The organism is Croceicoccus naphthovorans (assembly GCF_001028705.1).
Taxonomy (GTDB): Bacteria; Pseudomonadota; Alphaproteobacteria; order Sphingomonadales; family Sphingomonadaceae; genus Croceicoccus; species Croceicoccus naphthovorans.
Window position 1 is genome coordinate 2,794,231 of record NZ_CP011770.1, and the last position, 24,063, is coordinate 2,818,293.

24 protein-coding genes, 1 tRNA gene and 1 other RNA gene are annotated in these 24,063 nt (G+C 63.2%); 11 read left to right on the top strand and 15 right to left on the bottom strand.

The window, feature by feature from the left end; translation table 11 throughout:
- Positions 1-74: 74 nt before the first annotated feature.
- Together AB433_RS19585 and AB433_RS13975 are read right to left on the bottom strand one after the other, a co-directional pair.
- Entirely contained in the window at positions 75-1,178 is a 1,104-nt protein-coding gene (locus AB433_RS19585; protein WP_053059180.1) for a hypothetical protein, read from the bottom strand.
- A complete protein-coding gene (locus AB433_RS13975) occupies positions 1,175-2,608 on the bottom strand; it encodes a glycosyl transferase family protein (protein WP_047821832.1) in 1,434 nt (477 codons plus the stop codon). The genes AB433_RS19585 and AB433_RS13975 overlap by 4 nt, the downstream gene beginning before the upstream one ends.
- A gap of 162 nt (positions 2,609-2,770) precedes the next feature.
- Between AB433_RS13975 and nhaA the strand changes: the two genes are divergently transcribed.
- Entirely contained in the window at positions 2,771-4,000 is a 1,230-nt protein-coding gene (gene nhaA, locus AB433_RS13980) for a Na+/H+ antiporter NhaA (RefSeq protein ID WP_047821834.1), read from the top strand.
- A gap of 15 nt (positions 4,001-4,015) precedes the next feature.
- On the opposite strand, the gene AB433_RS13985 is transcribed toward nhaA, so the two are convergent.
- Positions 4,016-4,450, bottom strand: coding sequence for a VOC family protein (locus tag AB433_RS13985; protein WP_047821836.1), 435 nt, complete (start codon positions 4,448-4,450; stop codon positions 4,016-4,018).
- 109 nt (positions 4,451-4,559) lie between these two features.
- Positions 4,560-5,309, bottom strand: a complete 750-nt coding sequence (locus tag AB433_RS13990; RefSeq protein ID WP_047821837.1) for a TorF family putative porin — start codon at positions 5,307-5,309, stop codon at positions 4,560-4,562.
- A gap of 253 nt (positions 5,310-5,562) precedes the next feature.
- On the opposite strand from AB433_RS13990, the gene AB433_RS13995 reads away from it, so the two are divergent.
- Positions 5,563-6,438: a metallophosphoesterase family protein gene (locus AB433_RS13995; RefSeq protein ID WP_082134943.1), complete on the top strand. Its 876-nt coding sequence runs from the start codon at positions 5,563-5,565 to the stop codon at positions 6,436-6,438.
- A gap of 48 nt (positions 6,439-6,486) precedes the next feature.
- The gene (locus AB433_RS14000; protein ID WP_047821839.1) at positions 6,487-7,797 is read left to right on the top strand and encodes a UDP-glucose dehydrogenase family protein; all 1,311 of its coding nucleotides are present in this window, start codon (positions 6,487-6,489) and stop codon (positions 7,795-7,797) included.
- Between the two features lie 36 nt (positions 7,798-7,833).
- On the opposite strand, the gene rnpB is transcribed toward AB433_RS14000, so the two are convergent.
- The 3 genes from rnpB to AB433_RS14010 all read right to left on the bottom strand — a co-directional run bounded on the left by rnpB (position 7,834) and on the right by AB433_RS14010 (position 9,693).
- An RNA gene (gene rnpB / locus AB433_RS19660) (RNase P RNA component class A) lies at positions 7,834-8,255 on the bottom strand.
- 9 nt (positions 8,256-8,264) lie between these two features.
- Positions 8,265-8,993 (bottom strand): N-acetylmuramoyl-L-alanine amidase, encoded by a 729-nt coding sequence (locus AB433_RS14005; protein WP_245626670.1) that lies wholly within the window; start codon positions 8,991-8,993, stop codon positions 8,265-8,267.
- Positions 8,986-9,693: a histidine phosphotransferase family protein gene (locus tag AB433_RS14010; RefSeq protein ID WP_342670048.1), complete on the bottom strand. Its 708-nt coding sequence runs from the start codon at positions 9,691-9,693 to the stop codon at positions 8,986-8,988. The genes AB433_RS14005 and AB433_RS14010 overlap by 8 nt, the downstream gene beginning before the upstream one ends.
- Before the next feature lie 251 nt (positions 9,694-9,944).
- Between AB433_RS14010 and AB433_RS14015 the strand changes: the two genes are divergently transcribed.
- Together AB433_RS14015 and AB433_RS21340 are read left to right on the top strand one after the other, a co-directional pair.
- Positions 9,945-10,370 carry a hypothetical protein gene (locus AB433_RS14015; protein WP_047821843.1) on the top strand — a complete coding sequence of 142 codons (426 nt, stop codon included), beginning with the start codon at positions 9,945-9,947 and terminating at the stop codon, positions 10,368-10,370.
- Between the two features lie 216 nt (positions 10,371-10,586).
- Complete coding sequence (locus AB433_RS21340) at positions 10,587-11,393, top strand: BON domain-containing protein (RefSeq protein ID WP_047821845.1); 807 nt, start codon at positions 10,587-10,589, stop codon at positions 11,391-11,393.
- Positions 11,394-11,444: 51 nt separating this feature from the next.
- Here AB433_RS21340 and AB433_RS14025 read toward each other — a convergent pair whose 3' ends face one another.
- On the bottom strand, positions 11,445-11,834 hold the full coding sequence (locus AB433_RS14025) for a M67 family metallopeptidase (protein WP_047821847.1): 390 nt from the start codon (positions 11,832-11,834) through the stop codon (positions 11,445-11,447).
- A gap of 17 nt (positions 11,835-11,851) precedes the next feature.
- On the opposite strand from AB433_RS14025, the gene AB433_RS14030 reads away from it, so the two are divergent.
- The gene (locus tag AB433_RS14030; RefSeq protein WP_047821849.1) at positions 11,852-12,799 is read left to right on the top strand and encodes an RluA family pseudouridine synthase; all 948 of its coding nucleotides are present in this window, start codon (positions 11,852-11,854) and stop codon (positions 12,797-12,799) included.
- Between the two features lie 134 nt (positions 12,800-12,933).
- Positions 12,934-13,830: an RNA polymerase sigma factor RpoH gene (rpoH, locus tag AB433_RS14035; RefSeq protein WP_082134944.1), complete on the top strand. Its 897-nt coding sequence runs from the start codon at positions 12,934-12,936 to the stop codon at positions 13,828-13,830.
- 123 nt (positions 13,831-13,953) lie between these two features.
- Here the strand turns inward: rpoH and AB433_RS14040 are convergent, their stop codons facing one another.
- Positions 13,954-14,712: an SDR family oxidoreductase gene (locus AB433_RS14040; protein ID WP_047821851.1), complete on the bottom strand. Its 759-nt coding sequence runs from the start codon at positions 14,710-14,712 to the stop codon at positions 13,954-13,956.
- A gap of 142 nt (positions 14,713-14,854) precedes the next feature.
- Here AB433_RS14040 and AB433_RS14045 point away from each other — a divergent pair, with 142 nt between their 5' ends.
- The 4 genes from AB433_RS14045 (at position 14,855) to AB433_RS14060 (ending at position 18,674) form a co-directional block, all read left to right on the top strand.
- Complete coding sequence (locus tag AB433_RS14045) at positions 14,855-16,117, top strand: cation:proton antiporter (protein WP_047821853.1); 1,263 nt, start codon at positions 14,855-14,857, stop codon at positions 16,115-16,117.
- 60 nt (positions 16,118-16,177) lie between these two features.
- Positions 16,178-16,873, top strand: coding sequence for a monofunctional biosynthetic peptidoglycan transglycosylase (gene mtgA / locus AB433_RS14050; protein WP_047821855.1), 696 nt, complete (start codon positions 16,178-16,180; stop codon positions 16,871-16,873).
- Positions 16,874-16,877: 4 nt separating this feature from the next.
- Complete coding sequence (locus AB433_RS14055; protein WP_047821857.1) at positions 16,878-17,810, top strand: cation diffusion facilitator family transporter; 933 nt, start codon at positions 16,878-16,880, stop codon at positions 17,808-17,810.
- A gap of 138 nt (positions 17,811-17,948) precedes the next feature.
- Positions 17,949-18,674 (top strand): polysaccharide deacetylase family protein, encoded by a 726-nt coding sequence (locus tag AB433_RS14060; RefSeq protein WP_047821860.1) that lies wholly within the window; start codon positions 17,949-17,951, stop codon positions 18,672-18,674.
- Positions 18,675-18,898: 224 nt separating this feature from the next.
- On the opposite strand, the gene AB433_RS20620 is transcribed toward AB433_RS14060, so the two are convergent.
- From AB433_RS20620 to AB433_RS14090, 6 genes are all read right to left on the bottom strand, one after another.
- Complete coding sequence (locus AB433_RS20620) at positions 18,899-19,084, bottom strand: hypothetical protein (RefSeq protein ID WP_156170833.1); 186 nt, start codon at positions 19,082-19,084, stop codon at positions 18,899-18,901.
- A 128-nt stretch (positions 19,085-19,212) separates the two neighbouring features.
- A complete protein-coding gene (locus tag AB433_RS14070; protein ID WP_218916954.1) occupies positions 19,213-19,596 on the bottom strand; it encodes a hypothetical protein in 384 nt (127 codons plus the stop codon).
- Positions 19,597-19,801: 205 nt separating this feature from the next.
- Positions 19,802-21,058, bottom strand: coding sequence for an ATP-dependent Clp protease ATP-binding subunit ClpX (gene clpX, locus AB433_RS14075; protein WP_047821868.1), 1,257 nt, complete (start codon positions 21,056-21,058; stop codon positions 19,802-19,804).
- 189 nt (positions 21,059-21,247) lie between these two features.
- Positions 21,248-21,916, bottom strand: coding sequence for an ATP-dependent Clp endopeptidase proteolytic subunit ClpP (clpP, locus tag AB433_RS14080; RefSeq protein ID WP_047821871.1), 669 nt, complete (start codon positions 21,914-21,916; stop codon positions 21,248-21,250).
- Between the two features lie 272 nt (positions 21,917-22,188).
- Positions 22,189-23,814 carry a trigger factor gene (tig, locus tag AB433_RS14085; protein ID WP_047821873.1) on the bottom strand — a complete coding sequence of 542 codons (1,626 nt, stop codon included), beginning with the start codon at positions 23,812-23,814 and terminating at the stop codon, positions 22,189-22,191.
- A gap of 90 nt (positions 23,815-23,904) precedes the next feature.
- Positions 23,905-23,989 (bottom strand) — tRNA-Leu (locus AB433_RS14090).
- Between the last annotated feature and the right edge of the window lie 74 nt (positions 23,990-24,063).

Sequence of the window (24,063 nt, forward strand, 5' to 3'; positions counted from 1 at the left end):
TTGGCCTAGGCCGATCCGGGCCGAATGCAAGATGAACGCACCGGCTTCCCCGCAATTGCAGCGGAAATGTGGCCTTAAAAACCCGCCGACAGCGTCAGGACCGGCCCCGAACCCGGCTCGGCATCGCCAACCATGCGGTGCCGCCAATCGATGCTGGCGCGCCCGAACACGCTTTTACCCAAGGGAAAACGCGCCGCGACCGTGGGACCGACGTCTACCCGTTCCACGCCCTTCTGCGCGCCGCCCCATCCGCCAAGCCCCGCCTCAAGAGAGATCGTATCGGCCAGATCGAACGGCACATCGCGCACAACGCGAAGCTGACCATCGGCAAAGGCGCTCGCGCCCTCACCTCCGACATAACCGATTTGCGCATAGGCCTCTGCCCGCACGTCGAGCGGCAGGGGCAAGACGGGCGGGCCGAAAACGGCCATCGCGGCGGGCCGGACCCGCGTTTCGCTGGGGCGCAATCGGCGGTCGCCGTTGAACCGCAGCAACCGGCCCTCGACCATCAGGTCGACCGGCAATGCGCGCAAGGGACGCACCGCGATCCCGGCGGCAACTTCTTTCTCGTCCTCTCCCCCCACGGTCGTGGTGACACGCAGATAGGCGCGCGGATCGAAACCGCTCTCGGGGAACAGGCGATAGCGCAGGACCGCACCCGCCTGACTGGCACCATAAGTCCCGCTACCAACCAATGCCGCGCCGGGCTCTGCCTTGTCGCGCAGCAACATCCACGCATCGGCGGACCAGCGCCGACGGGCACGCACCTCTGGCGGAACCGCGCCGAAGGGAACGGGCGCGGGCGGCGCGATATCGCGGCGCTGCGGCGGGGGCGGCGTGGGAGAAGTCGGTAGGGATGGCGCATCGAAGACGGTCTGAAGCGGCACGAGGGCAGGTCTGGCAATTGCGGGCGGCGCTGGCGGCAAGGCCACCGGGAGAATGGTTGGCGCAGCTGTCGGAGAGACTGCCTCAACCGGCGCGACGAATTCGCGCGACCTCGCAGGGATCGGCGCTATCACTGGCTGCACCTGCTCGACCCGGCCCGCCACTGTCGGCGGCAGGGGGAGCGGCGCATCGATCGCCTGACCCACCGGCCCCCAGGCCCGCGCCGCCACCCACAGCACTATCAATCCGGCCAGCGCGATCAGTGGCTGGCCTCGCCCTGTCCGTGCCGTCATGCCGTCACGCGTTTGTGATCGGCCAATTCGTCGGCAACGTGGCGGTCATGTTCGGTCTTTTCCCAGCGCGCGGGTTGTCCGAACAAGGTCGCGGCATAGCGAAAAACCGCGCGGCGGCTCGCGCTGATGGCGATGACATTGGCAACCGGGATGCGCAGGATCGAACCTATTCCATCACCCAGCCCATATTCGCGCGTCACCAGCAAGAACCGCACGACCGCCCGCCAAACGAAGGCCAGCGTCGTCGCGATCAACACCCAATAGACCAGCGGCGGCAAAGTCCCGGCCGGGTGCCAGCCCATCGCGTCGGCCAACCAGAGAAATCCGGTCAGCAGCACCAACAGGTAAGCCGCCGCCAGCACCACCGCCACCAAGGGCCCGCGCCGGTCGCGGACCCGCATCCACAGTTCTGCCGGGCGCAGGCTCCAGCCCAGCTGGTCCCATCCGTCGAAGGCAATGCCGTGGACCCAACGCGATTTCTGGCGCACGGCCGCGTCCAATCGGGAAGGAAAGAACGCCCGCGTCGCGACTAGCGAACCGTCGGCAGCGCGCACCCGCAGGAACCGCCCGCCCTTGCCACCGGGACGGGTCCCGCGCCGCCCGATCAACATGCCCAGTTCGTAATCCTCGGTCATGGCCAGCGGATCGAACGGACCCTCGGTGCCACCCCGTCGATCTGCCACCCAGTCCAGCGCATCCCGCGAAAACGCGCAGCCAACACCCGCAGCGGGAAGCCCGACCCCCAGCCGATCGCGCACCACCATTTCGCGCGCATGCGCCTCGGTAAATTCATCGGCGTAATGGTTGCCGACCCACGGCGAATCGACCTGCATCTCGGGACGAACCGGGATTTGCACGAAATCCGCATCGTCCAGCGCGCGGTCGATCAGGGTCAGAGCATCGGGATGCACAAGGTCTTCTGCGTCGTGGAGCATCACGGCGCGAAACCGCTGCCCGGTCCGCGCCTCATCTTCGCGCAGCGCGCGGAACAGGCGGTTCAGGCATTCGCCCTTGGTTGTCGGACCCGGCGTTTCGTTCACCACGATGGTCAGGCGCGGATCGCCGCCACCACCCGCCTCCATCGCGGCGCGCGTCGCGGGGTCGTTGACATAGCAACCCGCATAGACCCGCAAATCGGCATGCGGCCACCGCGCCAGCGTATTGCGGAGCATCGGGGCGATTACGCGCGCCTCTCGCCAAGCGGGCACGAACAGGGCGATCGGCGCGGACAATTCGGCGGTCGTCGGCGCGTCCAAACGCTTCGTCTTCGCCTGTCCGGTCAGCAGCAACCAGGCCCACGCAAGGTCCACCGCCATCTCGTCCAACGCGCCCAACGCGAACCAGAACGCCGCAAACAACAGCAGTTCCAGCCGAACCGATTCGAGCGATGCGAAGATCAGTGATAAAACATCTTGGGCTGCGACCCCCATTGTACCCCCAATTGCGCCCACAGGCCCCGGCGCGTGCATTCGACCTTAAGTTGGTCGCACCCACCTTGCAACGCAGCACGAATTGGGGAAAAGGGCCTGCATGATCCTTTCGCGATTTATCCCCGCCCGCGTCGACTGCCGGCCCCTGACGGAGGCCTTGGCATGAAGCACGCCGCAAAAGCCATCAATCGCACGCTGAAGGCGTTCTTCGATAACGAGGCCGCGTCGGGCATCATCCTGATCGTGATTGCCGTGCTGGCGATGATCGTAGCCAATTCGCCGCTGGCCCATGATTATCACGACTTGTTCCACGGCACGCTGGCGTGGACCCCGATCGCCAAGCTGAACAATCTGCACCTGTGGATCAACGATGCGCTGATGGCGATCTTCTTCTTCGTCGTCGGGCTGGAGATCAAGCGAGAGGTGGCCGACGGTGCCTTGGCCGATCCGTCGGCGCGCCGCCTGCCGGTGATCGCGGCGGCGATGGGCATGGCTGTCCCGGCGGTCGTATTCCTTGGCGTGATCGCGGGCGAAGGGGCCGAAGGGCTACACCGCGGCTGGGCCATTCCGGCGGCGACCGACATCGCCTTTGCCATGGGCGTGATGGGCCTATTGGGCAATCGCGTACCCAGTTCGCTGCGCCTGTTCCTGCTGACCGTTGCCATCGTCGACGATATCGGGGCGGTGGCGATCATCGCGGTGTTCTATACCGCAAACCTGAAGCTGATGTGGCTGATCGCCTCACTGGCGGTAATGGCCGTGATGATCGGATTGAACCGGTTCCGGGTAGACCGCTGGTGGGCCTATGCCGCGTTGTCGCTGCTGCTTTGGTACTTCGTGCTGAATTCCGGCATCCACGCGACGATCGCGGGCGTGGTCGCGGCATTGACGATCCCGATGCGCCTCGATGCGCGCGGAGACAGTTTGCTCTTGCGCTTCGAACACGCGCTGTTGCCATGGAATGCCTATCTGGTCGTTCCGCTGTTCGGGTTCGCCAATGCGGGCGTTGCCATGGCGGGCATCGGGCTGGCGGGGTTCCTCGATCCGCTGCCGCTCGGCATTGCCGCCGGTCTGGTCATCGGCAAACAGGCTGGCATTCTGGCAGCCATTGCAGCGTGTTATAAACTGAAGCTGGCGCCGAAACCCGAGGGGGCGACGTGGATGCAGCTTTGGGGAACATCGGTATTGTGCGGCATCGGCTTTACGATGAGCCTGTTTATCGGCGCACTCGCCTTCCCCGGCTATCCGCATTTGATCGAGGAAGCGAAGCTGGGCGTGCTGGGCGGATCGCTGATTTCGGCCCTGCTCGGCTATGCGATCCTGCGCTTTGCCAAGGGCGTGCCGGAAGATGAAGAAGATGAGGGGGCAGAGCCGGCCACCGGCACCGCCTGATCCCTCACCGGCGGCTTACCAGCTGCCGGTGTTCTCCATGCTGGCCCACGGTTCGCGCGGCTCCAGCCTGCCATCCTGAAGCAATTCGATGGAGATGCCGTCGGGCGTCTTCACGAAGGCCATGTGTCCGTCGCGCGGGGGGCGATTGATCGTGTGCCCCGCGTCCTGCAGCGTCTGGCACGTCGCGTAGATGTCGTCGACGCGGAATGCTAGGTGGCCGAAATTGCGGCCCCCGTCGTATTCCTCTGCCACGCCATCCTCGGACGGCCAGTTGTAGGTCAGCTCCACCTCGGCAACATCCGCCTGCCCGGGTGCAGCGAGGTAGATCAGGGTGAACCGGCCCTGCTCGCTTTCGTAGCGGCGGACTTCATCCATACCAATCAGGTTGAAGAAGGCGACCGTCGCATCGGGATCGGTCACGCGGATCATGGCGTGAAGGTATTTCGTCATGCGACGCAAGGTAGGCGCCCGCCGCCGCAACGCAAGCCGCACAAAGCAAAACGGCCCGCCCCATGGGGGCAGGCCGTTCCGTTAGGCTGTGCGCCTGTCTGGCGGAAGCTTAGAAGCTGGCCGACAGCGAAGCCACGATAGTATCGTCGGTATAACCATCGACGGTCGGGCCCTCGACGCCAATGTAGGAAACACCGAGATCCAGACCCTTGAAGCCTACCGATGCGCCCAGCGACCAGTCGAAAGCCGAATCGTCGGTGCCGCCCAGAAGATATTCAGGAGCCAGGACACCATCGGTGTAACCGAGGTGCGCCGAGAACGAGACCGGAGTTTCGGGAATTGCGAAGCCAAGATCGCCGTACAGGTACAGGTTGTCGTCGTCACCCAGCGAGTCCTGATCAAAGGCATAGGCAACGCCAACGGTCACTTCAGCCGGGCCTACCGCACCGGTCACCGAGGCATAGGGCTCAAAATAGTCAGTGTCGAAACCGAACGGATCATCGGCATCAATGCCGCTCGGATAGACATAATACAGCAGGCCGACGTCGACCGACAGCGAATCCGAGAGCGCACCGCTCCAGCCACCGTAGATGTCGAGTTCGGTACCACCGTAGTCACCGCCTTCGATCGACGACGCCCAAGTACCGACGTAGAAGCCCGACGCATGAGCAACATCAACGCCGCCCTGAATTGCGAAATCACCGCCCGACAGCGAGACGCCGCGGAAGCGATAGTCGGTGACCATGGCAACATTGGCCGAAACCGAAATGGCTTCGTCCTGAGCGAAAGCCGGAGTGGCTGACAGGGCGGTACCGGCGAGAACAGCGGCAGCGAACATGCTGCGGAAAGTCGTGGTCATGATAAGATCCCTCATGGTTCTTCAGTAATCCTCACCCCTCCGTGCACCGGTCTGGCATCGTTCGTTGCGCGCCGTGATCCGAGTGCGCAAGAAAACTGCTTGCTTGTGCTGCATTGCACAAGTCACAATTTCGCCATTTCGTCATTCGACTGAAAGGGTGTTGATTTTTTGCAACGCTGCAGTTGCTGTACTACAACCAGCCTGGGCATCTTCATGGAAGCGCAAGCTTGTCTGTCGCAAGCACGCCCACTAGATGCCGCTTACTTCGACGAAACCGGCCCGGACAGCCGGTTTGTTCCCCGAAGGTCAGGAAAGGCGAACGCCGACCGTGTTGAAATCGCTATCCAACCTATTCGGGCTCGGCAGCCCGGTCGATGGCGCGAGCGCTGTCGGCCCTGCCCTGCCGGATGGAAAGCGGGTCTATGCGATCGGCGACATCCACGGGCGGCTCGACCTGTTCACGCAGATGATCGAGCGGATAGAGTTGGACGATGCGGCGCGCGGCGATGCCGAAACGCTGGTCATCCTGCTGGGCGATCTGGTCGATCGCGGTCCGGAAAGCGCTGGCGTCATCCGTGCCGCGCGCGACTGGCAGGCCCGCCGCCCGGTACGCATCCTGATGGGCAATCACGAAGAAATGTTCCTGCGCGCGCTGGAAGACGAAGGCGCGCTGCGACACTTTCTGCGCGTGGGGGGCAAGGAAACGGTCCTCAGTTTCGGCCTGGAACGCGACGATTATCGCGGGTTGTCGATGGAGGAGTTGCACGATCGTCTGGTCACATTGATCCCGCAGGACGACATCGCCTTCGTCGCCGGGATGGAGGACATGGTGCGCTTGGGCGATTATGTCTTCGTCCACGCCGGGGTCGATCCGGCCCTGCCGCTGGATTCGCAACGGCGCGGCGACGTGCGCTGGATACGCGAACCGTTTCTAAGCCATCCCCAGACGATGGATGTCTGCGTCGTGCACGGCCACACCATCCGCGAACAGATCGACATCCACGCGCCCGGTCGCGGGAAAAGCCGCTGGCCGAACCGCATCGGCATCGACACCGGCGCATTCCGCACGGGGAGACTAACCGCCATCGGCTTGCAGGGAACCGACCGCTGGTTCATGGAAGCGTCGTAATCCGGACATAAGAGCGCCGGGACCAAGACCTGCCATGGGGACTCTGTCATGAAAATCGCGATGGTCGGATCGGGCTATGTCGGCCTTGTTTCCGGCGCGTGCTTTGCCGATTTCGGCCACGATGTTGTCTGTATCGACAACGACCCGAAGAAGATCGAGGCTTTGGAAAACGGCGTGATGCCGATTTACGAGCCCGGCCTTGCCGACCTGGTCGCATCGAACGTGCGCGGCGGGCGGCTGTCGTTCTCGAACGATCTGGGCTCTGCTATCGAGGGCGCGGCGGCGATCTTTATCGCAGTGGGCACGCCCAGCCGTCGCGGCGATGGCCATGCCGACCTGACCTTCGTCTATCAGGTCGCGCGCGAGATCGGCGAAAAGCTCTCCGGCCCCGCCGTCATTGTGACCAAGTCCACCGTGCCCGTCGGCACCGGAGACGAGGTCGAACGCATCCTGAGCGAGAGCAACACTGCGCATCGCTTTGCCGTCGTCTCCAACCCGGAATTCCTGCGCGAAGGCGCGGCCATTGGCGACTTCAAGCGCCCCGACCGCATCGTGATCGGCGCAGAGGACGACTTTGGGCGTGAGGTAATGAGCGAGGTCTATCGTCCGCTCTTCCTGAACAAGGCGCCGATCCTGTTTACCGGCCGCCGTACCAGCGAGCTGATCAAGTACGCCGGGAATGCCTTTCTTGCCACCAAGATCACCTTCATCAACGAGATGGCGGACCTGTGCGAGAAAGTTGGCGCCGATGTTCAGGACGTTGCCCGCGGCATTGGGCTGGACAACAGGATCGGCAACAAGTTCCTTCACGCCGGACCTGGTTATGGCGGATCGTGCTTCCCCAAGGACACGCTCGCCCTGCTGAAGACGGCGGAGGACTTCGACAGCCCGGTCCGTATCGTAGAGGCGGTGGTCAAGGTGAACGAGGCGCGCAAGCGGGCGATGGGCCGCAAGGTCATCGACGCGCTGGGCGGGCCGGACGCCGCGCGCGGCAAGACGGTTGCAATGCTGGGCCTGACCTTCAAGCCCAATACCGACGACATGCGCGATTCGCCCGCCATCGCCATCGCGCAGGCGCTGGACGATGCCGGCACCACAATCCGCGCCTATGACCCGGAAGGGATGAACCTTGCCGCCCCGCTGATGCCGTGGGTGACAATGACCGCCAATCCCTATGAGGCGGTCGAAGGGGCCGATGCCATCGTCATCGTGACCGAGTGGGACACGTTCCGCGCGTTGGACCTGTCCCGCGTGAAGGACAGCGTGAACGCCCCTGTCATGGTCGACCTGCGCAACGTGTACGACCCCGAAGACATGCGAGAGGCGGGCTTTACCTACGTCGGCGTCGGCCGGGGCTGAGCCCCCCTTACCCCTCTACACACACCGGCCCTTGAATACACCGGGGGGCCTGTAAGCCGGGTTCTGTAACGCGGACGGTATGCCATGCGGCACCGTATCCCCGTCGGCAGCCATTCCTCTTGCCGACATGTTGCCATGTGCGGTCAAGCAGCCAACCCGGACGATCACGGGGCGAAACACCCCTGCCCTACCTTGCGGCAAAGCGCGCCGTCCCTATTCGGCCTTGCTCCGGGTGGGGTTTGCCATGCGGACCCTGTTGCCAGCGCCCCGGTGCGCTTTTACCGCACCCTTTCACCCTTGCCTGTGAGGTCGCCCTCCATCGGCGGTATACTCTCTGTGGCACTTTCCCTTGACGATGCGAACACCGCCCGGCGGGCGTTACCCGCCACCCTTGTTTCGTGGAGCCCGGACTTTCCTCGTGCACCCCGAAAGGCACCCGCGGCTGCCCGGCCCCCCGGTGCGACGCGCTATCTAGCGATTCCCCGGTCGCGATCCAAGAGCAATGCGAACAGGATCGCGCGAAGCTCTCCATCGATCTCGCCATCGATGCGTTCGGGGCGGAACCGGCGCTGAAACGCCTTTACCGCCGCATGCCCGTCGGCAATGTCGTAGCCATAGCGCTCGAGCCCCAGATAGAACGCCCCGTCGTTGTCGAACGGATCGCCCAGTTCCAGCTTTTCGGGCCGGGGCAGCGCCAGCCGGAGCTTCGCCAACCGTTCCCAGTCGAACTTTTCGCCCGGATCCTCCTTCCGCTGCGGCGCGACGTCGGAATGGCCGACGATATTGGCGCGCGGAATATCGTGCCGCTTCACGATGTCGTTCAGCAGGCGGATCAGGACCTGCATCTGGACTTCGGGAAAATCCTCATACCCGTGCGTGTGGCCGGGATTGTCCAGCTCGATCCCGATGCTGGCCGAATTCACGTCGTTGTGACCGCGCCAGAAAGATCGGCCCGCATGCCACGCGCGCTTCTCTTCCTCTACCATCTGCACCACCTTGCCTTCGCGGGTGACGCAGTAATGCGCGCTGACCTTCGCATCGGGGTTGCACATCTTGTCGATGGCATCGCGCACGTCGGGCATGTCGGTATAGTGCAGCACGACCATGGAGATCGGGAGGGTCCGTTCGTCCCAGTTGGGCGACGGACATTCGAGGTCGATTTCCATCCGCGGGCGGAACCGGCGGCGCTCAGGCATCTGCGGCACTCATACCGCTGCCATGCGGCAGGATCGCGCCCAGCACCAGCGCATTGTCGCTCTTCGCATGCTGCAACCCGCCGCCGCACCCCTGCGCTACCAGCCGGATCAGTTCCGCAGGGGCAGTGTGGGCGTTCAGCGATTCCAGCGGAATCCTGCCGTCGAGCGCCTCTCCCACCTCGGCATCGAAGGCGATCCGCATGCCTTCGGCGCGCACCGCGATTTCGTGGGCGGAGCCACTGTCCTCGACGGCAACGGTCACCGTGCCGCCACGCGGCAGCGCCTCTATCGCCAGCAGTCCGAAGTTCAGCAGCACTTTCACCGCCGCCTTGGGCAGCCCATCGACCCCGATGGTCCATTCCACGCGAATGTCGCGCCCTTCGGCGGCCAGCGCGTCAATCAGTTCCTTGACATCGGCAATCGGCAATTGCGCGTCGAACCCGCCCGCCGCGCCGAAAGCCAGCCGGAAAAAGCGCAGCTTCGTCGCGGTGCGCCGCGCGCCTTGGCCCAAAAGGTCGATACACTGTTCGCGCATCATCGGGTCGGTTTCGTCGGCCAGCAATTCGACGCCGTTGGTCATTCCGCCAACCGGCGAGAGCAGGTCGTGACACAGGCGAGAGCACATCAGGCTTGCCAGATGGGTCGGATCGGTCATCGGGCGGGCCTCTTGCAGCGAATTTCGTTCATAAAGCAGGGCCATAGCCTGTCTAAGTTGACGAAGTTTACACGGTGGGAAAATTTATCGCCCTTTGCCGCAAGTCCGGCGCAACTGCCGCGCAGGGCGCTGGCGAGGTGCGGCATCGGGGCCAGGGCGGAAAGGCGGGCAAGCATCGAAGCGGCCATGCATAGCGTCAGCCGCGCGGGTAGGAAAGACGGGTATGTTTCGGCCTTAACCGCGATATAACCCCTGCGCGCCCATGCTGCGGGCCGGGATTTTGGGGGACGATCCGAATGAAGCGCCAGCTTTTCGAATTTGCACTTTTCCTGGCGGCTCCCTTGGCGCTGGGCGCCTGCAATCTCGACACCGAGAGCATGGAGGCGGACAAGTTCGCGTCGATGAACCTGACGCCGGAAGAACGCGCCGTAGCCGAAGCACTGGTCGCCGGGTTCAAGAAGGACACGGGCCTGCCGATCCTGCGCAGCCGCGAATATGGGCGCGCCGCGTGCTATGCCAAGACGGTCGACATGCCCGACCACTTGCGCAGCGCGCACCTTGCCTATCTGGCCAATTATACCGAGGCCGACGCCGACTATTACGGCTTTTTCGCGCGCCGCGGTCTGGGCGAACAGAACGCCTACGAAGTTTTTCAGCGCTATGAGGCGGCGGACAGGAAGTGTTCGGCAGGCGGGTTGCTGGGCCGGATCATCGGCGACTAGAGCATCTGGCGCGCCAGACCGAAAATTACCGCCTTTTATCATAGTTTTGCGTTGCGCCGAACCGGGGCTGGCAAGCGCCCGGCGGCGGACCTTTCCCAGCCCCTTAGCCGTTGATTGGTCAAGAGCGCCCGAAACGGGCCGCCGAACGCAGATCAAGACGCTGTCGATCTGCATCCGGCGCAAGGGAAAGGACAGCTAACTCTACGGAGTTTCACCATGCAGGACCGCTACGAACGCCAGCAATACGGCTATAACCCCCGCCAGACCGAACAGTTCGAGGATCGCCAGTCCGGCCAGCCGGGCGAAACGGTTGCCGATTACGAACGCACCGAGGTTTACGACACTGGACAGATGGGCACCTATGGTGGCGACAGTCGCCGCGACCGCGAGTTTGCACAGGACCGTCGCCGGGGCGAACGTCGGCCGCGCAACGAATATTACCGCGACCAGTACGGTAATCGGGATCGCGGCCTCGCATCCAGCCGCCATGATCGGCCCGACCGCGATTACGGACGCTTTACATCCGAAAGCTATGGCGGGCGCGACTACGTCGATCCGCTGGCTTACGCCGGATACGGAATGGCCGGTGCAGGAATGGGCTACACCCCGACACGCGGCGCGCAATATCGCGAAGGCTATGGCTATGACGACCGCCGCCCGTTCCTCGAACGCGCCGGTGACGAGATTGCCAGCTGGTTCGGCGACGACGATGCGGCTCGCAGGCGTGAGATGGATCATCGCGGCAATGGACCGCAGGGCTATCGTCGCTCTGACGAACGCATCCTTGAGGATGTATGCGACCGGCTGACAGAGGATCGCAGGCTGGACGCACGCAACGTGACCGTTACCGTGCAGGACAGCGAGGTCACGCTGGATGGCACCGTGGAGGACCGCGCCGCCAAGCGCCGGGCCGAGGACATTGCCGACTATGCCAGCGGCGTGAACCACGTGCAGAACAACCTGAGAGTCGGTCAGGCGCGGAGCGAATATGAAACGCGCACGACGCAGGAAACCACGTCGTAAGGTCAACTAAGGTTTGGAGAGGGTGAAAGGGGTCCTTCGGGGCCCCTTTCGTCATGTCTGACAGATATCGACTGGCGCAAACCCGTCCGGCGAGTCGCGCCACCAGCCTATGGTGCCGCCCGCTACGATGGCCCAGATGCGACCGTCTGCTGCGGCTTGCGCCTTGTCCGTCGCGGAAGGTTCGTACCGTCCCGTCGGGTGCGAGTGGTAATATCCCAGCACCTCCGCCCCGCCCGCGCGCGCCGCCTTGTGCGCGGCGATCAGCGCGACCGGAGCGATCTCGAAATGGCGCGCCGGATCGGGGGCGACGTTGGCGGTGGGCTGCGCCGATAGGATGCGCCCGCCTTCACCCAGCAACAGTCCGCAGCACTCGTGCGGATAGGCCGCCTCGGCCTCGGCCAGCAGGAACGCCACTACGTCGCTTGTCGTTTCGATGCGCATCACCCATCTTGCTAGCGATGGGGGACGGTACTGTCATTCGCGGCGTGATCGAAACCGGGGGCGAGCGGCTCGACAAGGCGCTTGCCAGCCGCACCGACCTTTCGCGCGAGCGTATCAAGGCGCTGATCGCGGAAGGTGCGGTCCTGCTGGACGGCAAGGCCGCGAAATCGGGGTCGATCAAGCCCGCCGCCGGAACAGCATTCGCCGTCGAAGTGCCCGAAGCCGCGCCAGCCGAAGCCGTAGCGCAAGCGATCCCGCTGGTTGTCGCGTACGAAGACGAGCACCTGATCGTTGTCGACAAGCCCGCCGGAATGGTCGTCCATCCCGCCGCGGGAAATGCCGACGGCACGCTGGTCAACGCGCTGCTCCACCATTGCGAAGGGCAGCTTTCGGGCATCGGCGGCGTCGCGCGGCCCGGCATCGTGCACCGGATCGACAAGGATACCTCGGGGCTGCTGGTCGTGGCCAAAAGCGATGTCGCGCACGAGGGGCTGGCCGCACAATTCGCCGCGCACTCGCTGGAACGCGCCTATCTCGCGGTGGTGAAGGGCGTGCCGAACCCGCCCAAGGGCACGATAGAGGGTCTGATCGGGCGCAGCGATCGCGATCGCAAGAAGATGGCGGTGCTCGACCCCCATTCGAACCGCGGTAAAAGGGCGGTTACGCACTATAAAACGCTGTCCGTCGGTGCCCAGGCGGCGTTGGTCGAGTGCCGGTTGGAAACCGGGCGAACCCACCAGATACGGGTTCACATGTCATCAATCGGCCATGCGCTAATAGGAGATCCTGTCTATGGAAGACCCGATTCGCGCTTTCGCACCCTCCTTGATCGCCTGCGCTTTCGCCGTCAGGCTCTCCACGCCGCCGTCATCGGCTTCGATCACCCGGTCACACGCGACCGGCTGCGCTTTACCAGCGATTTGCCGACCGACATGGTGGAACTGATCGAGGAACTCGCGCTTTGATATTGAAAGAATCCCCAACACAGGGCGCATATTCGGGTCTATAAGGAAGATGTGGCCTGCAATTGCCGGTGCCCATCAGGGGCCGCGCACCGCAAGGTCGACGCAAGAAAGGTTCGGTAAGAGACGTGACTACGATGACCAGATCAACAATCCCGGCATTGGGCGGAGAGCAGAGCCTCAACCGCTATCTGTCGGAGATCAAGAAATTCCCCGTGCTGAAGCCAGAGCAGGAATACATGCTCGCCAAGCGCTATCAGGAACACGAAGATCCAGAGGCCGCGGCCCAGCTGGTGACGAGCCACCTGCGCCTCGTCGCCAAGATCGCGATGGGCTATCGCGGCTATGGCCTGCCCGTGTCCGACCTGATCTCCGAAGGCAACGTCGGCCTGATACAGGGCGTAAAGAAGTTTGAGCCCGATCGCGGCTTCCGCCTGGCGACCTATGCCATGTGGTGGATCAAGGCGAGCATTCAGGAATACATCCTGCGCTCGTGGTCGCTGGTAAAGATGGGCACGACCGCCGCGCAGAAGAAGCTGTTCTTCAACCTGCGCCGGATGAAAAAGAACCTCGAGGCGTTCGAGGATACCGACCTGCACCCGCGCGACGTCGCCAAGATCGCAACCGACCTTGGCGTGCCCGAGCAGGAGGTCATCAATATGAACCGCCGCATGCTGATGGGCGGCGACGCTTCACTGAACGTGTCGATGCGCAGCGACGAGGAAGGTTCGGGTCAATGGCAGGACTGGCTGACCGACGATCGCCCGCTGCAGGACGAAACCGTGGCCGACGCCGAAGAGGCGCAGGTCCGGCACGAAATGCTGGTCGATGCGATGGACGTGTTGAACGACCGTGAAAAGCACATCCTGACCGAGCGCCGGTTGACCGAAAACCCGCAGACGCTGGAAGAGCTTTCGCAGGTCTACGACGTAAGCCGCGAACGCATCCGCCAGATCGAGGTTCGCGCTTTCGAAAAGGTGCAAAAGGCGATGCAGCGCATCGTCGGCGAAAGACTGATGCCGCTGGGCGCGTAAGCATCCGCGACATGAAAACAGGGCGGCGGCGATGGATAATCGCCGCCGCCCTTTTCGTGTTCGCTTTCTGGCCGCGCCTGTTCGATTTCGACGCACTCCCCGGCGAATGGCTCTGACCGCCGATCAGCCCCGCGCTTTTGCCGCGTCGAACAGCATATCGACCATCTGCGGCACCTTGCCATCGCGCTCTGCGGTGCGCAGCGGCATCACGCTGGGGACCAGCACCTCCTCTGGCGTCGGGTCGCTGGTAAAACCTTCCATCACCTGTTCGATATAGGTGCGAAGCGGCAGATAGCCTTCACGCGTTGCCTGTCCCGGCGTCAGGTCGGTCTGCACCCCCGGCGGGACGAGTTCGATCACCTCTACCTTGCCTTCCAGCAGCTTGCGCAAGGAAAGCGTATAGGAATGAAGCGCTGCCTTGGTCGCACAATAGGTTGCGGTCTGTGGCATCGGCACGAAAGCAAGGCCCGACGTGACATTTACGATCGCCGCATCGGGCTGCACCGACAGGTGATCGATCAGCGCGTCGGTCAGGCGGATCGGGCCGAGCAGATTGGTCGTCACCGTCGCTTCGGCATCGGCAAGATCGCGACCCTTGCCCGCATCCTCGTACCGCATGATCCCGGCGTTGTTCACCAGCACGTTGATGGCCGGAAATTGCGCGACCGCCTCTTTGGCAAAGCGCGCGATGTCGGCGGCATCGGATACGTCGAAGGTCAGCGTGTGGATGGTGTCGAACCCCTCGGCCGTTTCCGCCAGCGACGATGCGGTCCGCCCTGCCACGATCACGGTGTTGTCTGCCGTCGCCCATTCGCGCGCCAATTCGCGCCCGATCCCGCTGCCGCCTCCGGTCAAGAGGATGGTGTTGCCGGTCGTCTTCATGGGTTAATCTCCATCGCCGTTTCGACTGTTGCGGGTTATCTGGGGTCTGAATCCCGACCGGGAAGTGGCAGCTGCCGCATTTCGACGCAGGCGTTTCGCATGCACCGGGGGAACCAGCAGGAACGCCGCCGGTAGATAGCCCATGGAAGACGCGTTTTTCGGGATTTCCCCCTATCATGTGCTGCTGGTCGGCTGCGGGCTGGTCATCATCCTTGCATTCTGGTTCCCGCGCTTCCTCCGCGACAGAGAGCCTTCTTCGTCGGGCCTGCTGATCCTTGGCGGGCTGGCCGTGTTCGGTATCCTGCCCGGCGTGCCGGAGGTGTTCTCTCCAATGGAGCGGACGGGGTTCTGGGAACTGGCATCCGAATTCGCGGTCATCGCGGCGCTGTTCGGCACCGGAATGCGGCTGGACAAGATCGTGGGCAAGGGGCTGTGGGCGCCGACGATCCGCCTGCTGGTCATCGCCATGCCGCTGTGCATCGCGGCGGTGTTTGCGCTGGGCTATGCGCTGGGCCTGACGGCCGCCGGGGCGATCCTGCTGGCGGCGGTGCTGGCGCCGACCGATCCGGTGCTGGCCGCCGACGTGCAGGTCGGCCCGCCCGGCGAAGGTGGCGAACACCCGATCCGCTATGCCCTGACGACGGAGGCGGGGCTGAACGACGGGCTGGCCTTTCCTTTCGTTTATCTGGCGCTGTTTGTCGGCACACTGGGCCTGAACCCCGGCGACTGGGGCTGGGAGTGGTTCTCGCTCTATTTAGTTTACAAGATCGCAGTTGGCGGGCTGGCGGGCGTCGCGGCGGGCTGGGTGCTGGGCCGGGTCATCTTTCACATGCCGCGCCACAACCCCCTGTCCGACGGCGGAACCGGCGTGATCGCGCTGGCCGGGTTGTTGTTCACCTATGGCATGACCGAACTGATCGAAGGGTATGGCTTCATCGCCGCCTTCGTCATGGGGCTAACCCTGCGCCGGGTGGAGGTGGAGCACGAATACCACACCCGCCTGCATGCGTTTTCGGAAGCGCTGGAGCAAGCGGTCACCGCGATCCTGCTGGTGCTGTTCGGCGGGGCGCTTCCGGTTCTGCTGCCGTACCTGTCGTGGCAGCACGCTCTGATCGGCGTGGCGCTAATCTTCGTGATCCGGCCCGCATTCGGGATGCTTTCGCTGATCGGCACCGTCATGCCGATGAAACATCGCGGGGTGGTGGCGTTTTATGGCGTGCGCGGGATCGGGTCGATCTACTACCTCGCCTATGCCGCCGGATCGCTGGACTTCGTGAACGAAGGCGATCTTTGGGCCGCCATCGCCTTTACCATCGTGCTGTCCACACTGGTCCACGGATTCAGCGCGGGCAGCGTGGTGCACGCGGTCACACGGACCGAAAAGCGCGAAGCCGCCCCCGGTTAAGCGGTCCACAGCACGCGTGCGTCGCTTGCGTACCACGCCGCAAAGGCTAATACCGCGCGCATGGCCATCGCACGTTCGCGCGGCACCCTCGCGCGCTTTTTCCTGTTTCTGATCAAGACGGCGGTCGCGCTGGTGTTGCTCAGCGTGCTGTGGGTGTTTGCCTATACGCTGCTGCCCGTCCCCGTCACCGCGACGATGCTGATGGACGAAAAGGGCATTACCAAGGATTGGGAGCCGCTGGAGAACATCGACCGCAACATGGTGCGCGCCGTGATCGCGGCAGAGGACGGCAAGTTCTGCAGCCACGACGGGTTCGACCGAGAGGCGATCGAGAATGCGATGAAGCGCAATGCAGAGGGCGGGCGCATCCGCGGCGGATCGACGATCAGCCAGCAGACCGCGAAGAACGCCTTTCTGTGGCAAGGCGGCGGCTATTTCCGCAAGGGGCTGGAGGCTTGGTTCACGCTGCTGATCGAAAAGGTCTGGGGCAAGCGGCGGATAATGGAGGTCTATCTCAACGTCGCGGAAACCGGGATCGGCACTTACGGTGTAGAGGCCGGGGCGCAGCGTTATTTCAACCATTCCGCCAGCAGCCTGAGCACGACCGAGGCCGCCCGCATGGCCGCCGCGCTGCCGCTGCCGAAAAAGCGGTCGGTCAAGAACCCAGGCGGCTGGCTCGCCCGCCACGGCAACACGATCCGCAGCCGGATCGGCGTCGTGGGGCGTGACGGGCTGGACGCTTGCGTTTACGAGTAAGGCGATGGGCGCGGGACACTCACATAGCCATGGGCACAGTCATGGGCACGCTCACGATCATGCCCCGGCGGATTTCGGCCGCGCGTTCCTGATCGGCGTGGTGCTGAACACCGCCTTCGTGGTGGTGGAGGCGCTGGCGGGCCTGATATACGGATCGATGGCGCTGGTGGCCGACGCGGGCCACAACCTTTCCGACGTGCTGAGCCTGCTGATCGCATGGGGTGCCAGCGTGCTGGCCAGGAAGCCGCCCTCGGCCCGGTTTACCTATGGCCTTAAATCCAGTTCCATCCTTGCGGCCATCGCCAATGCGGCGCTGTTGCTGGCGGCGCTGGGCGCGATTCTGGTCGAGACCCTGCGCCGGTTGTTCGATCCTCAGCCGGTGGAGCCGGGCCCGATCATGATCGTCGCAGCCATCGGCATCGTCATCAACACCGCCACCGCGCTGCTATTCATGCGCGGGCGCAAGGGCGATCTGAACATTCGCGGCGCATACCTGCACATGGTGGCAGACGCGGCGGTTTCGGCTGGCGTCGTCATGGCGGGCCTTTTGATCTGGCTGACCGGAATGGCGTGGATTGATCCGGTCACTTCACTGGTAATCGTGGCAATCATCGCGGTCGGCACGTGGGGCCTGCTGAAAGACAGCGTGAAGATGGGGCTTCTCGCGGTGCCCGACGGTATCGAAGAGAGCGCCGTGCGCGATACGCTGGCCGCCCTGCCGGGGGTGAGCGCGGTGCACGACCTGCACATCTGGCCGATGAGCAAGACCGAAACAGCGATGACCGCGCATCTGGTGATGCCCGGCGGCCATCCGGGCGACCCGTTCCTGCACGACACGGCAGAGGTGCTGCACGACCGATTCGGGATTGAGCATCCGACCATCCAGATAGAGACCGATCCGCACGCCTGCGCGCTGCATCACGACGACGTGGTGTAAACCCCGCCCGAAACGGGACAAAACCGGGCGCTTCGCGGCGGCAAGGATGACAAATCCTGCCATGTTCTTGCAGTTAGGCGGGCGCTGAAATATCCTGTTAACCGGTCCGGCAAAGGGGGTTGCTGGCCGAGGGGGATTATGAACAGCGAACGGATCAAGACCATCCTGCTGCGGATCGGGCTTTTGCTCGGCATCGTGGCCTGCGTGTTGACGATCTTCGTAAACCTTGCGTCATTGCGCTGTTTCAACGCTCTGTTCGATGCGACATGCAGCGTGGCGACAACGCGCAATGTCGTGGCGCTGACCTTCGATGACGGGCCCAGTCGCAACGTTTCCGCCGTGCTGCCGGTGCTGGCGCGGCACGATGCAAAGGCGACGTTCTTCATGTCTGGCCAAAAGCTGGAAAAGAACATGGACGCGGCGAAGCTGATCCTCTCGTCCGGCCACGAACTGGGCAATCAGGCATGGTCGAACCAGGTGATGGAAGATCGCCCGCAGAATTTCCACGCGACCGAAATCGCGCAGACCGATGCCCTGTTGCGCGAAGCGGGCGTGCCAAAGCCCGACCTGTTCCGCCCGCCATTCGGCATCCGGTCGGTCGGTTTGCTATGGGAACTGCATCAGGCAGACTATCGCCTGATCATGTGGGACGTATCCGACAACGGCCGCCGCGAAGCCCCGCCCCAGGCCTATGCCAACGCGATCCTTGCGCAAGTGCGGCCCGGCTCGATCGTGATGCTACACGCGCTGGGTACCGACGACACACAGGCCCGCGCCGCCCTGCCGCTGATCCTTGCGGGGTTGCAGGAAAAGGGGCTGAAGTCGGTGACGGTCAGCGAACTGCTGGAAGCGCGGGGGAAGTAGGGGGAGTGGCGGCGGTTTTTAGGTAGTGCCGGTTGTGGGTTGAATAACCGTTATGGGGTGGGAAGCGGACATCAAGCTAATCGGGTGTCTGGCCACGGCGCTTCCAAAATGCGTATGCAAGAGAAACGGGAAAAGCGATGGCGACATAGATCGTGGGAAGCACGAGACCCCAAATCATAATTGCGAGAAAATCGAGACGTCCTCCATTCTCGTGAATGTCAGGATCATAGTTTTCTGGGATCGGGGTGGGCGTAGCCATCACGTAGCAGGCCGCGCCGAGAAAAATCAGTGGCAACAGTCCCAGACGAATTAGCCACCATCGCAAAGGGAAAGCGTGCGCCGAACAGCTTGCTCAGCACCAAGCTGGCGAGAATGATAGCCAGGGGTGGGATAGCGATCAGCGGAACCATGCAACCGCTTATCTATCGCATGCGAGTAGCGGGCGATAGATGTCCGCAATGGGGTCGTTAGCTGACCGACCGCTTTTGGGTCTTGCAGCCCTCGGCATAGTGGTCATGATTGGGGTGGGAAGCGGTTGTCAGAAGGCAGGGATGAAATAGCGGTTAATACAGGCCCAAATCGAAGCCGTTGCGAAGCCGTAGGCGCACCCGATACCGAAGACGAGCAGCGATGGCGGCGAAGGAACCCACAGCATCATTCCGCCAGTTAGAGCTCCGCACGCTACCGCAAGGCCATACGAACCTGCCAGCGGCCAACGTCTTTTCAGCAAGCGGAAGATGGCGGCGACCCAAAGAGAGCCCGGGAGAGTAAAAATGAGAATGCCGAGCGCGAACCGAAACGGATAGACGGCAAGTGTTGGTGAGGTCAGAGAATAGGGGGTCACCAAAAGGATCGCGTAGCTAGCGACTAAGCCACCAATATAGGCGGCAAGCGACAGGTTCACGGCGCGTTGCATCCACATGGCGTCAATGTAGTCGATCGATTTCCGCGAGGGAAGGAACGTCCGCAATGGGGTCGTTAGCTGAAAGTCTGCCTACAGCAAACCGGGGCGCGCAGCGACTCCCGCAAGCGCGAACGCGCGCCGCCGCTTATTGCGGCGAAGCCAAGGGGCGCGGATGCGCCCCGCCCGGCGTTTGAGGGGTCCTCGCCCACCGGGCGAGGACAAGCTAGGCCGCGGCTTCCTTGCCCTTGTGGACCTGCACCGGTTCCTTGCGGCCTTCGACGACGTCCTTGTCGACGACGATCTCTGACACGCCTTCCAGAGTAGGCAGGTCGAACATCGTGTCGAGCAGGATCGCCTCGACGATGGAGCGCAGACCGCGCGCGCCGGTTTTGCGCTTGATCGCCTTTTGCGCGACCGCTTCCAGCGCATCGTCGGTAAAGGTCAGGGCCACGTCTTCCAGCTCGAACAGGCGCTGATACTGTTTGACCAGCGCGTTCTTCGGTTCCTTCAGGATCATGACCAGCGCCGCAACGTCGAGGTCTTCCAGCGTGGCGATCACCGGCAGGCGGCCGACGAATTCAGGAATCAGGCCGAATTTCAGCAGGTCTTCTGGCTCTGCCTTGGACAGCAGTTCGCCGATCTGGCGCTTTTCCGGATCGGCAACGTGTGCGCCGAAACCGATCGAACGCTTTTGCAGGCGGTCGGAAATCAGCTTTTCGAGCCCAGCGAACGCACCGCCGCAGATGAAAAGGATGTTCGTCGTGTCCACTTGCAGGAATTCCTGCTGCGGATGCTTGCGACCGCCCTGAGGCGGGACGGAGGCAGTGGTGCCTTCCATAAGCTTCAGCAGGGCCTGCTGCACGCCCTCACCCGAAACGTCACGGGTGATGGAGGGGTTTTCCGCCTTTCGCGTGATCTTGTCGATCTCGTCGATATAGACGATGCCGTGCTGCGCCTTCTCGACATTGTAGTCGCTGGACTGCAGCAGCTTGAGGATGATGTTCTCGACATCCTCGCCGACATAGCCCGCTTCGGTCAGCGTGGTGGCGTCGGCCATCGTGAAGGGCACGTCGAACGTGCGCGCCAGCGTCTGGGCCAGCAGCGTCTTGCCCGAACCGGTCGGGCCGACCAGCAGGATGTTCGACTTTGCCAGTTCGACATCGTTGCCCTTGCCGCTGTGCTTCAACCGCTTGTAGTGGTTGTGCACCGCAACGGAGAGGACGCGCTTCGCACGGTCCTGGCCGATGACGTAATCGTTGAGCGTGGCGAAGATTTCAGCCGGGGGCGGCACGCCGCCATCCTTCTTGCCGGCGATGCCGGCCTTCGTCTCTTCGCGGATGATGTCGTTGCACAACTCGACGCATTCGTCGCAGATGAAAACGGTCGGCCCCGCGATCAGCTTGCGCACCTCATGCTGCGATTTGCCGCAGAAGCTGCAATAGAGAGTGCTCTTGCTGTCAGATCCACTGACTTTGGTCATAGTCCATCCTGAAGCGCCCGGAATCGGGCTGCAATCTTCGAATTTACGCGCCGTTGGCGGAGAATCAACCACTCACGGAACGGGTTCTCGACTGACGGTGCATAACAGCAACGCCCTGTCGATAGGGTTAATCACATCTCCGCAGGCGTTGCCCCGTAATGGGAACGCCTGCGCCATGTGATGCGGACGTTATGAAACGTCACCGCTTTCGGCATCGGTACGGCTGACGAAAACCTGGTCGACAAGGCCGAATTCCTTGGCCTCTTCCGCCTCCAGAAAGGTGTCGCGATCCATCGCCTTCTCGATCGTGTCGAGGTCCTTGCCGGTGTACTTCACGTACAGATCGTTCATCCGGCGACGGATGCGCAGGATCTCGCGGGCCTGAATCTCGATGTCGCTGGCCATGCCCTGTGCGCCACCCGAAGGCTGGTGGATCATGATTCGCGCATTGGGCAGCGCAATGCGCATGCCCGGTTCGCCCGCCGCCAGCAGGAAGCTGCCCATGGATGCGGCCTGACCGATACAGACGGTGGAAACGCGCGGCTTGATGTACTGCATCGTGTCATGGATCGCCATGCCCGCCGTGACGACACCGCCCGGCGAGTTGATGTACATCGAGATGTCTTTCTGGCTGTCCTCCGATTCAAGGAACAGCAGCTGGGCGACGATGAGCGAGGCCATCGTGTCCTCTACCCCGCCGGTCACGAAGACGATGCGTTCGCGCAGCAGACGGCTGAAAATGTCGAAGCTGCGTTCGCCGCGGCTCGTCTGCTCGACAACCATCGGTACGAGCGCGCCGGTAACGGGATCGGTGTTGAACTTGCCCTGGAGGGAATTGGCGCCAAACAGGTCGAGCATGAAAGTCCTCTTGTCGATTTCGAACGCCCTATGTCGCCCCTGCCCCCGCCATGTTCAAGGGGATTCGCCAAGGGCGGGATAACTCGCTTGGCGTCTGTGCCAAAACCGGGCGGGCGTTGCGACAGGTTGCGACATAGCCGTGCGCGACGATTACGCCAGACACCGGTTGCGGCAGTCGGGCCAGAACGCAAAACGGGCCGGAAAGGAATATCCCCTTCCGGCCCGTTTTTGCCGATCCGCACGCGGCCATGGCGGCCCGTGCGGGGTTCGGATTATTCCGCCTTGGCGGCAGGCTTCTTGGCAGGAGCCTTCTTGGCCGGAGCCTTTTTCGCGGCGGGCTTTTCGTCCGCTGCATCGTCGGCCTTCTTGGCGGCAGTCTTCTTCGCCGGGGCTTTCTTGGCCGCAGGCTTGGCTTCGGCCTCAGCATCGTCCGCCTTCTTCGCGGCGGGCTTCTTGGCCGGGGCCTTCTTCGCGGCGGGCTTTTCTTCCGCTGCGTCGTCGTCCTTCTTGGCGGCAGCCTTCTTGGCCGGAGCCTTCTTCTTGGCGGCCGGCTTCGCAGCCTCTTCGCCTTCGTCAGCCTCGATCGCGGCCTGCAGCTCTTCCTTGGTCACTTCGCGTGTCGTGACTTCGGCCTTGTCGAACAGGAAGTCGACGACCTTGTCCTCGTAGAGCGGCGCGCGCAGCTGGGCGGCGGCCATCGGTTCGGACTGGACATACTCGACGAAACGCTGGCGATCTTCAGGGCGGTACTGCTGCGCCGCCTGCTGGATCAGCATCTGCATTTCTTGCTGCGAAACTTCGACGCCATTCTTTTGGCCGATTTCCGACAGCAGCAGGCCAAGGCGCACGCGGCGCTCTGCAATGCGCTTGTAGTCGTCCTTCTCGGCCTCGATTTCCTTCATCGCGGCTTCGGGGTCTTCTTCCCGAGCGGCTTCCTGCTCAAGCTGGGCCCAGATCTGCTGGAACTCTGCATCGACCATCGCGGGTGGAACCGGGAAATCGTGACCGGCCGCCAGCTGGTCCAGAAGCTGACGCTTCATCTGGGTGCGGGTCAGGCCAGCGGTTTCCTGCTCGACCTGGCCACGCAGCAATTCCTTCAGCTTGTCGAGGCTATCGAGGCCGAGGTTCTTGGCGAATTCCTCGTCGACCTTGGTCTCGGTCGGGACCTTCACTTCCTTGACGGTGATGTCGAAGGTCGCTTCCTTGCCCTTCAGCTGCTCGGCCGGATAATCCTCGGGAAAGGTGACGGTGATCGTCTTTTCCTCGCCGGTCTTGGCGCCGATCAGCTGTTCTTCGAAGCCCGGGATGAAACGGCCCGAACCGATTTCCAGCGCTGCGTCCTCGGCCTTGCCGCCTTCGAATTCCACGCCGTCGAGCTTGCCGACGAAGTCGATGATCAGCTGGTCGCCCTCGGCGGCCTTCTTGGTCTTGGCGGCGGCCTTGAACGATTTCTGCTGGCCGGCGATCTTTTCGACCGCTTCCATCACTTCGTCGTCGGAGACGGGCACGACAAGCTTTTCAAGCTTGATGCCGTCGGTCGAAGGGGTTTCGATCTCGGGCAGGACTTCCAGGTCGACGGTGACTTCGGCGTCCTTGCCCTGCTCGTAATCCTCGCCAAGCGAGACGGCGGGCTGCATCGCGGGGCGCAGCTTGTTTTCGGCCATCACCTTGTCGACCGATTCGCGCACGGTCTTGTTCAGGATATCGGCATGGATCGCTTCGCCGTGCATCTTTTTCACGAGGTTCGCGGGAACCTTGCCGGGGCGGAAGCCGGGCATGCGCACTTGCGGTGCGATGCGCTTCACTTCGGCAGAGATACGCGATTCGATCTCGGACGCGGGAATGGTGACGGCGTAGGAGCGGGCAAGCCCGTCATTCTTGGTTTCGGAAATCTGCATGGGTAGCCCTTTCGGGGATCCTTCTCGTCAAAAACGGTCAAAAGCCGCCATTATCCGGGCATTCGCGCCGGTGGCCGTTGCACAGCGGACTGGTGCGGGCGAAGGGACTCGAACCCCCACATCTTGCGATACTGGTACCTAAAACCAGCGCGTCTACCAGTTCCGCCACGCCCGCGGCCAACCGTCGCTGCCCTTGGCGGCAGGAAACAGGTCCGCGCGCCTCTATCGAAGCCCTGCGAAAAGCGCAAG

What these genes read in the sequence shown, in the direction of transcription:
- AB433_RS19585 (WP_053059180.1), bottom strand. Translation starts at nt 1,178, where the DNA reads ATGACGGCACGGACAGGGCGAGGCCAGCCACTGATCGCGCTGGCCGGA.
- AB433_RS13975 (WP_047821832.1), bottom strand. Translation starts at nt 2,608, where the DNA reads ATGGGGGTCGCAGCCCAAGATGTTTTATCACTGATCTTCGCATCGCTC.
- nhaA (WP_047821834.1), top strand. Translation starts at nt 2,771, where the DNA reads ATGAAGCACGCCGCAAAAGCCATCAATCGCACGCTGAAGGCGTTCTTC.
- AB433_RS13985 (WP_047821836.1), bottom strand. Translation starts at nt 4,450, where the DNA reads ATGACGAAATACCTTCACGCCATGATCCGCGTGACCGATCCCGATGCG.
- AB433_RS13990 (WP_047821837.1), bottom strand. Translation starts at nt 5,309, where the DNA reads ATGACCACGACTTTCCGCAGCATGTTCGCTGCCGCTGTTCTCGCCGGT.
- AB433_RS13995 (WP_082134943.1), top strand. Translation starts at nt 5,563, where the DNA reads ATGCCGCTTACTTCGACGAAACCGGCCCGGACAGCCGGTTTGTTCCCC.
- AB433_RS14000 (WP_047821839.1), top strand. Translation starts at nt 6,487, where the DNA reads ATGAAAATCGCGATGGTCGGATCGGGCTATGTCGGCCTTGTTTCCGGC.
- AB433_RS14005 (WP_245626670.1), bottom strand. Translation starts at nt 8,993, where the DNA reads ATGCCTGAGCGCCGCCGGTTCCGCCCGCGGATGGAAATCGACCTCGAA.
- AB433_RS14010 (WP_342670048.1), bottom strand. Translation starts at nt 9,693, where the DNA reads ATGGCCCTGCTTTATGAACGAAATTCGCTGCAAGAGGCCCGCCCGATG.
- AB433_RS14015 (WP_047821843.1), top strand. Translation starts at nt 9,945, where the DNA reads ATGAAGCGCCAGCTTTTCGAATTTGCACTTTTCCTGGCGGCTCCCTTG.
- AB433_RS21340 (WP_047821845.1), top strand. Translation starts at nt 10,587, where the DNA reads ATGCAGGACCGCTACGAACGCCAGCAATACGGCTATAACCCCCGCCAG.
- AB433_RS14025 (WP_047821847.1), bottom strand. Translation starts at nt 11,834, where the DNA reads ATGCGCATCGAAACGACAAGCGACGTAGTGGCGTTCCTGCTGGCCGAG.
- AB433_RS14030 (WP_047821849.1), top strand. Translation starts at nt 11,852, where the DNA reads ATGGGGGACGGTACTGTCATTCGCGGCGTGATCGAAACCGGGGGCGAG.
- rpoH (WP_082134944.1), top strand. Translation starts at nt 12,934, where the DNA reads ATGACCAGATCAACAATCCCGGCATTGGGCGGAGAGCAGAGCCTCAAC.
- AB433_RS14040 (WP_047821851.1), bottom strand. Translation starts at nt 14,712, where the DNA reads ATGAAGACGACCGGCAACACCATCCTCTTGACCGGAGGCGGCAGCGGG.
- AB433_RS14045 (WP_047821853.1), top strand. Translation starts at nt 14,855, where the DNA reads ATGGAAGACGCGTTTTTCGGGATTTCCCCCTATCATGTGCTGCTGGTC.
- mtgA (WP_047821855.1), top strand. Translation starts at nt 16,178, where the DNA reads ATGGCCATCGCACGTTCGCGCGGCACCCTCGCGCGCTTTTTCCTGTTT.
- AB433_RS14055 (WP_047821857.1), top strand. Translation starts at nt 16,878, where the DNA reads ATGGGCGCGGGACACTCACATAGCCATGGGCACAGTCATGGGCACGCT.
- AB433_RS14060 (WP_047821860.1), top strand. Translation starts at nt 17,949, where the DNA reads ATGAACAGCGAACGGATCAAGACCATCCTGCTGCGGATCGGGCTTTTG.
- AB433_RS20620 (WP_156170833.1), bottom strand. Translation starts at nt 19,084, where the DNA reads ATGGTTCCGCTGATCGCTATCCCACCCCTGGCTATCATTCTCGCCAGC.
- AB433_RS14070 (WP_218916954.1), bottom strand. Translation starts at nt 19,596, where the DNA reads ATGTGGATGCAACGCGCCGTGAACCTGTCGCTTGCCGCCTATATTGGT.
- clpX (WP_047821868.1), bottom strand. Translation starts at nt 21,058, where the DNA reads ATGACCAAAGTCAGTGGATCTGACAGCAAGAGCACTCTCTATTGCAGC.
- clpP (WP_047821871.1), bottom strand. Translation starts at nt 21,916, where the DNA reads ATGCTCGACCTGTTTGGCGCCAATTCCCTCCAGGGCAAGTTCAACACC.
- tig (WP_047821873.1), bottom strand. Translation starts at nt 23,814, where the DNA reads ATGCAGATTTCCGAAACCAAGAATGACGGGCTTGCCCGCTCCTACGCC.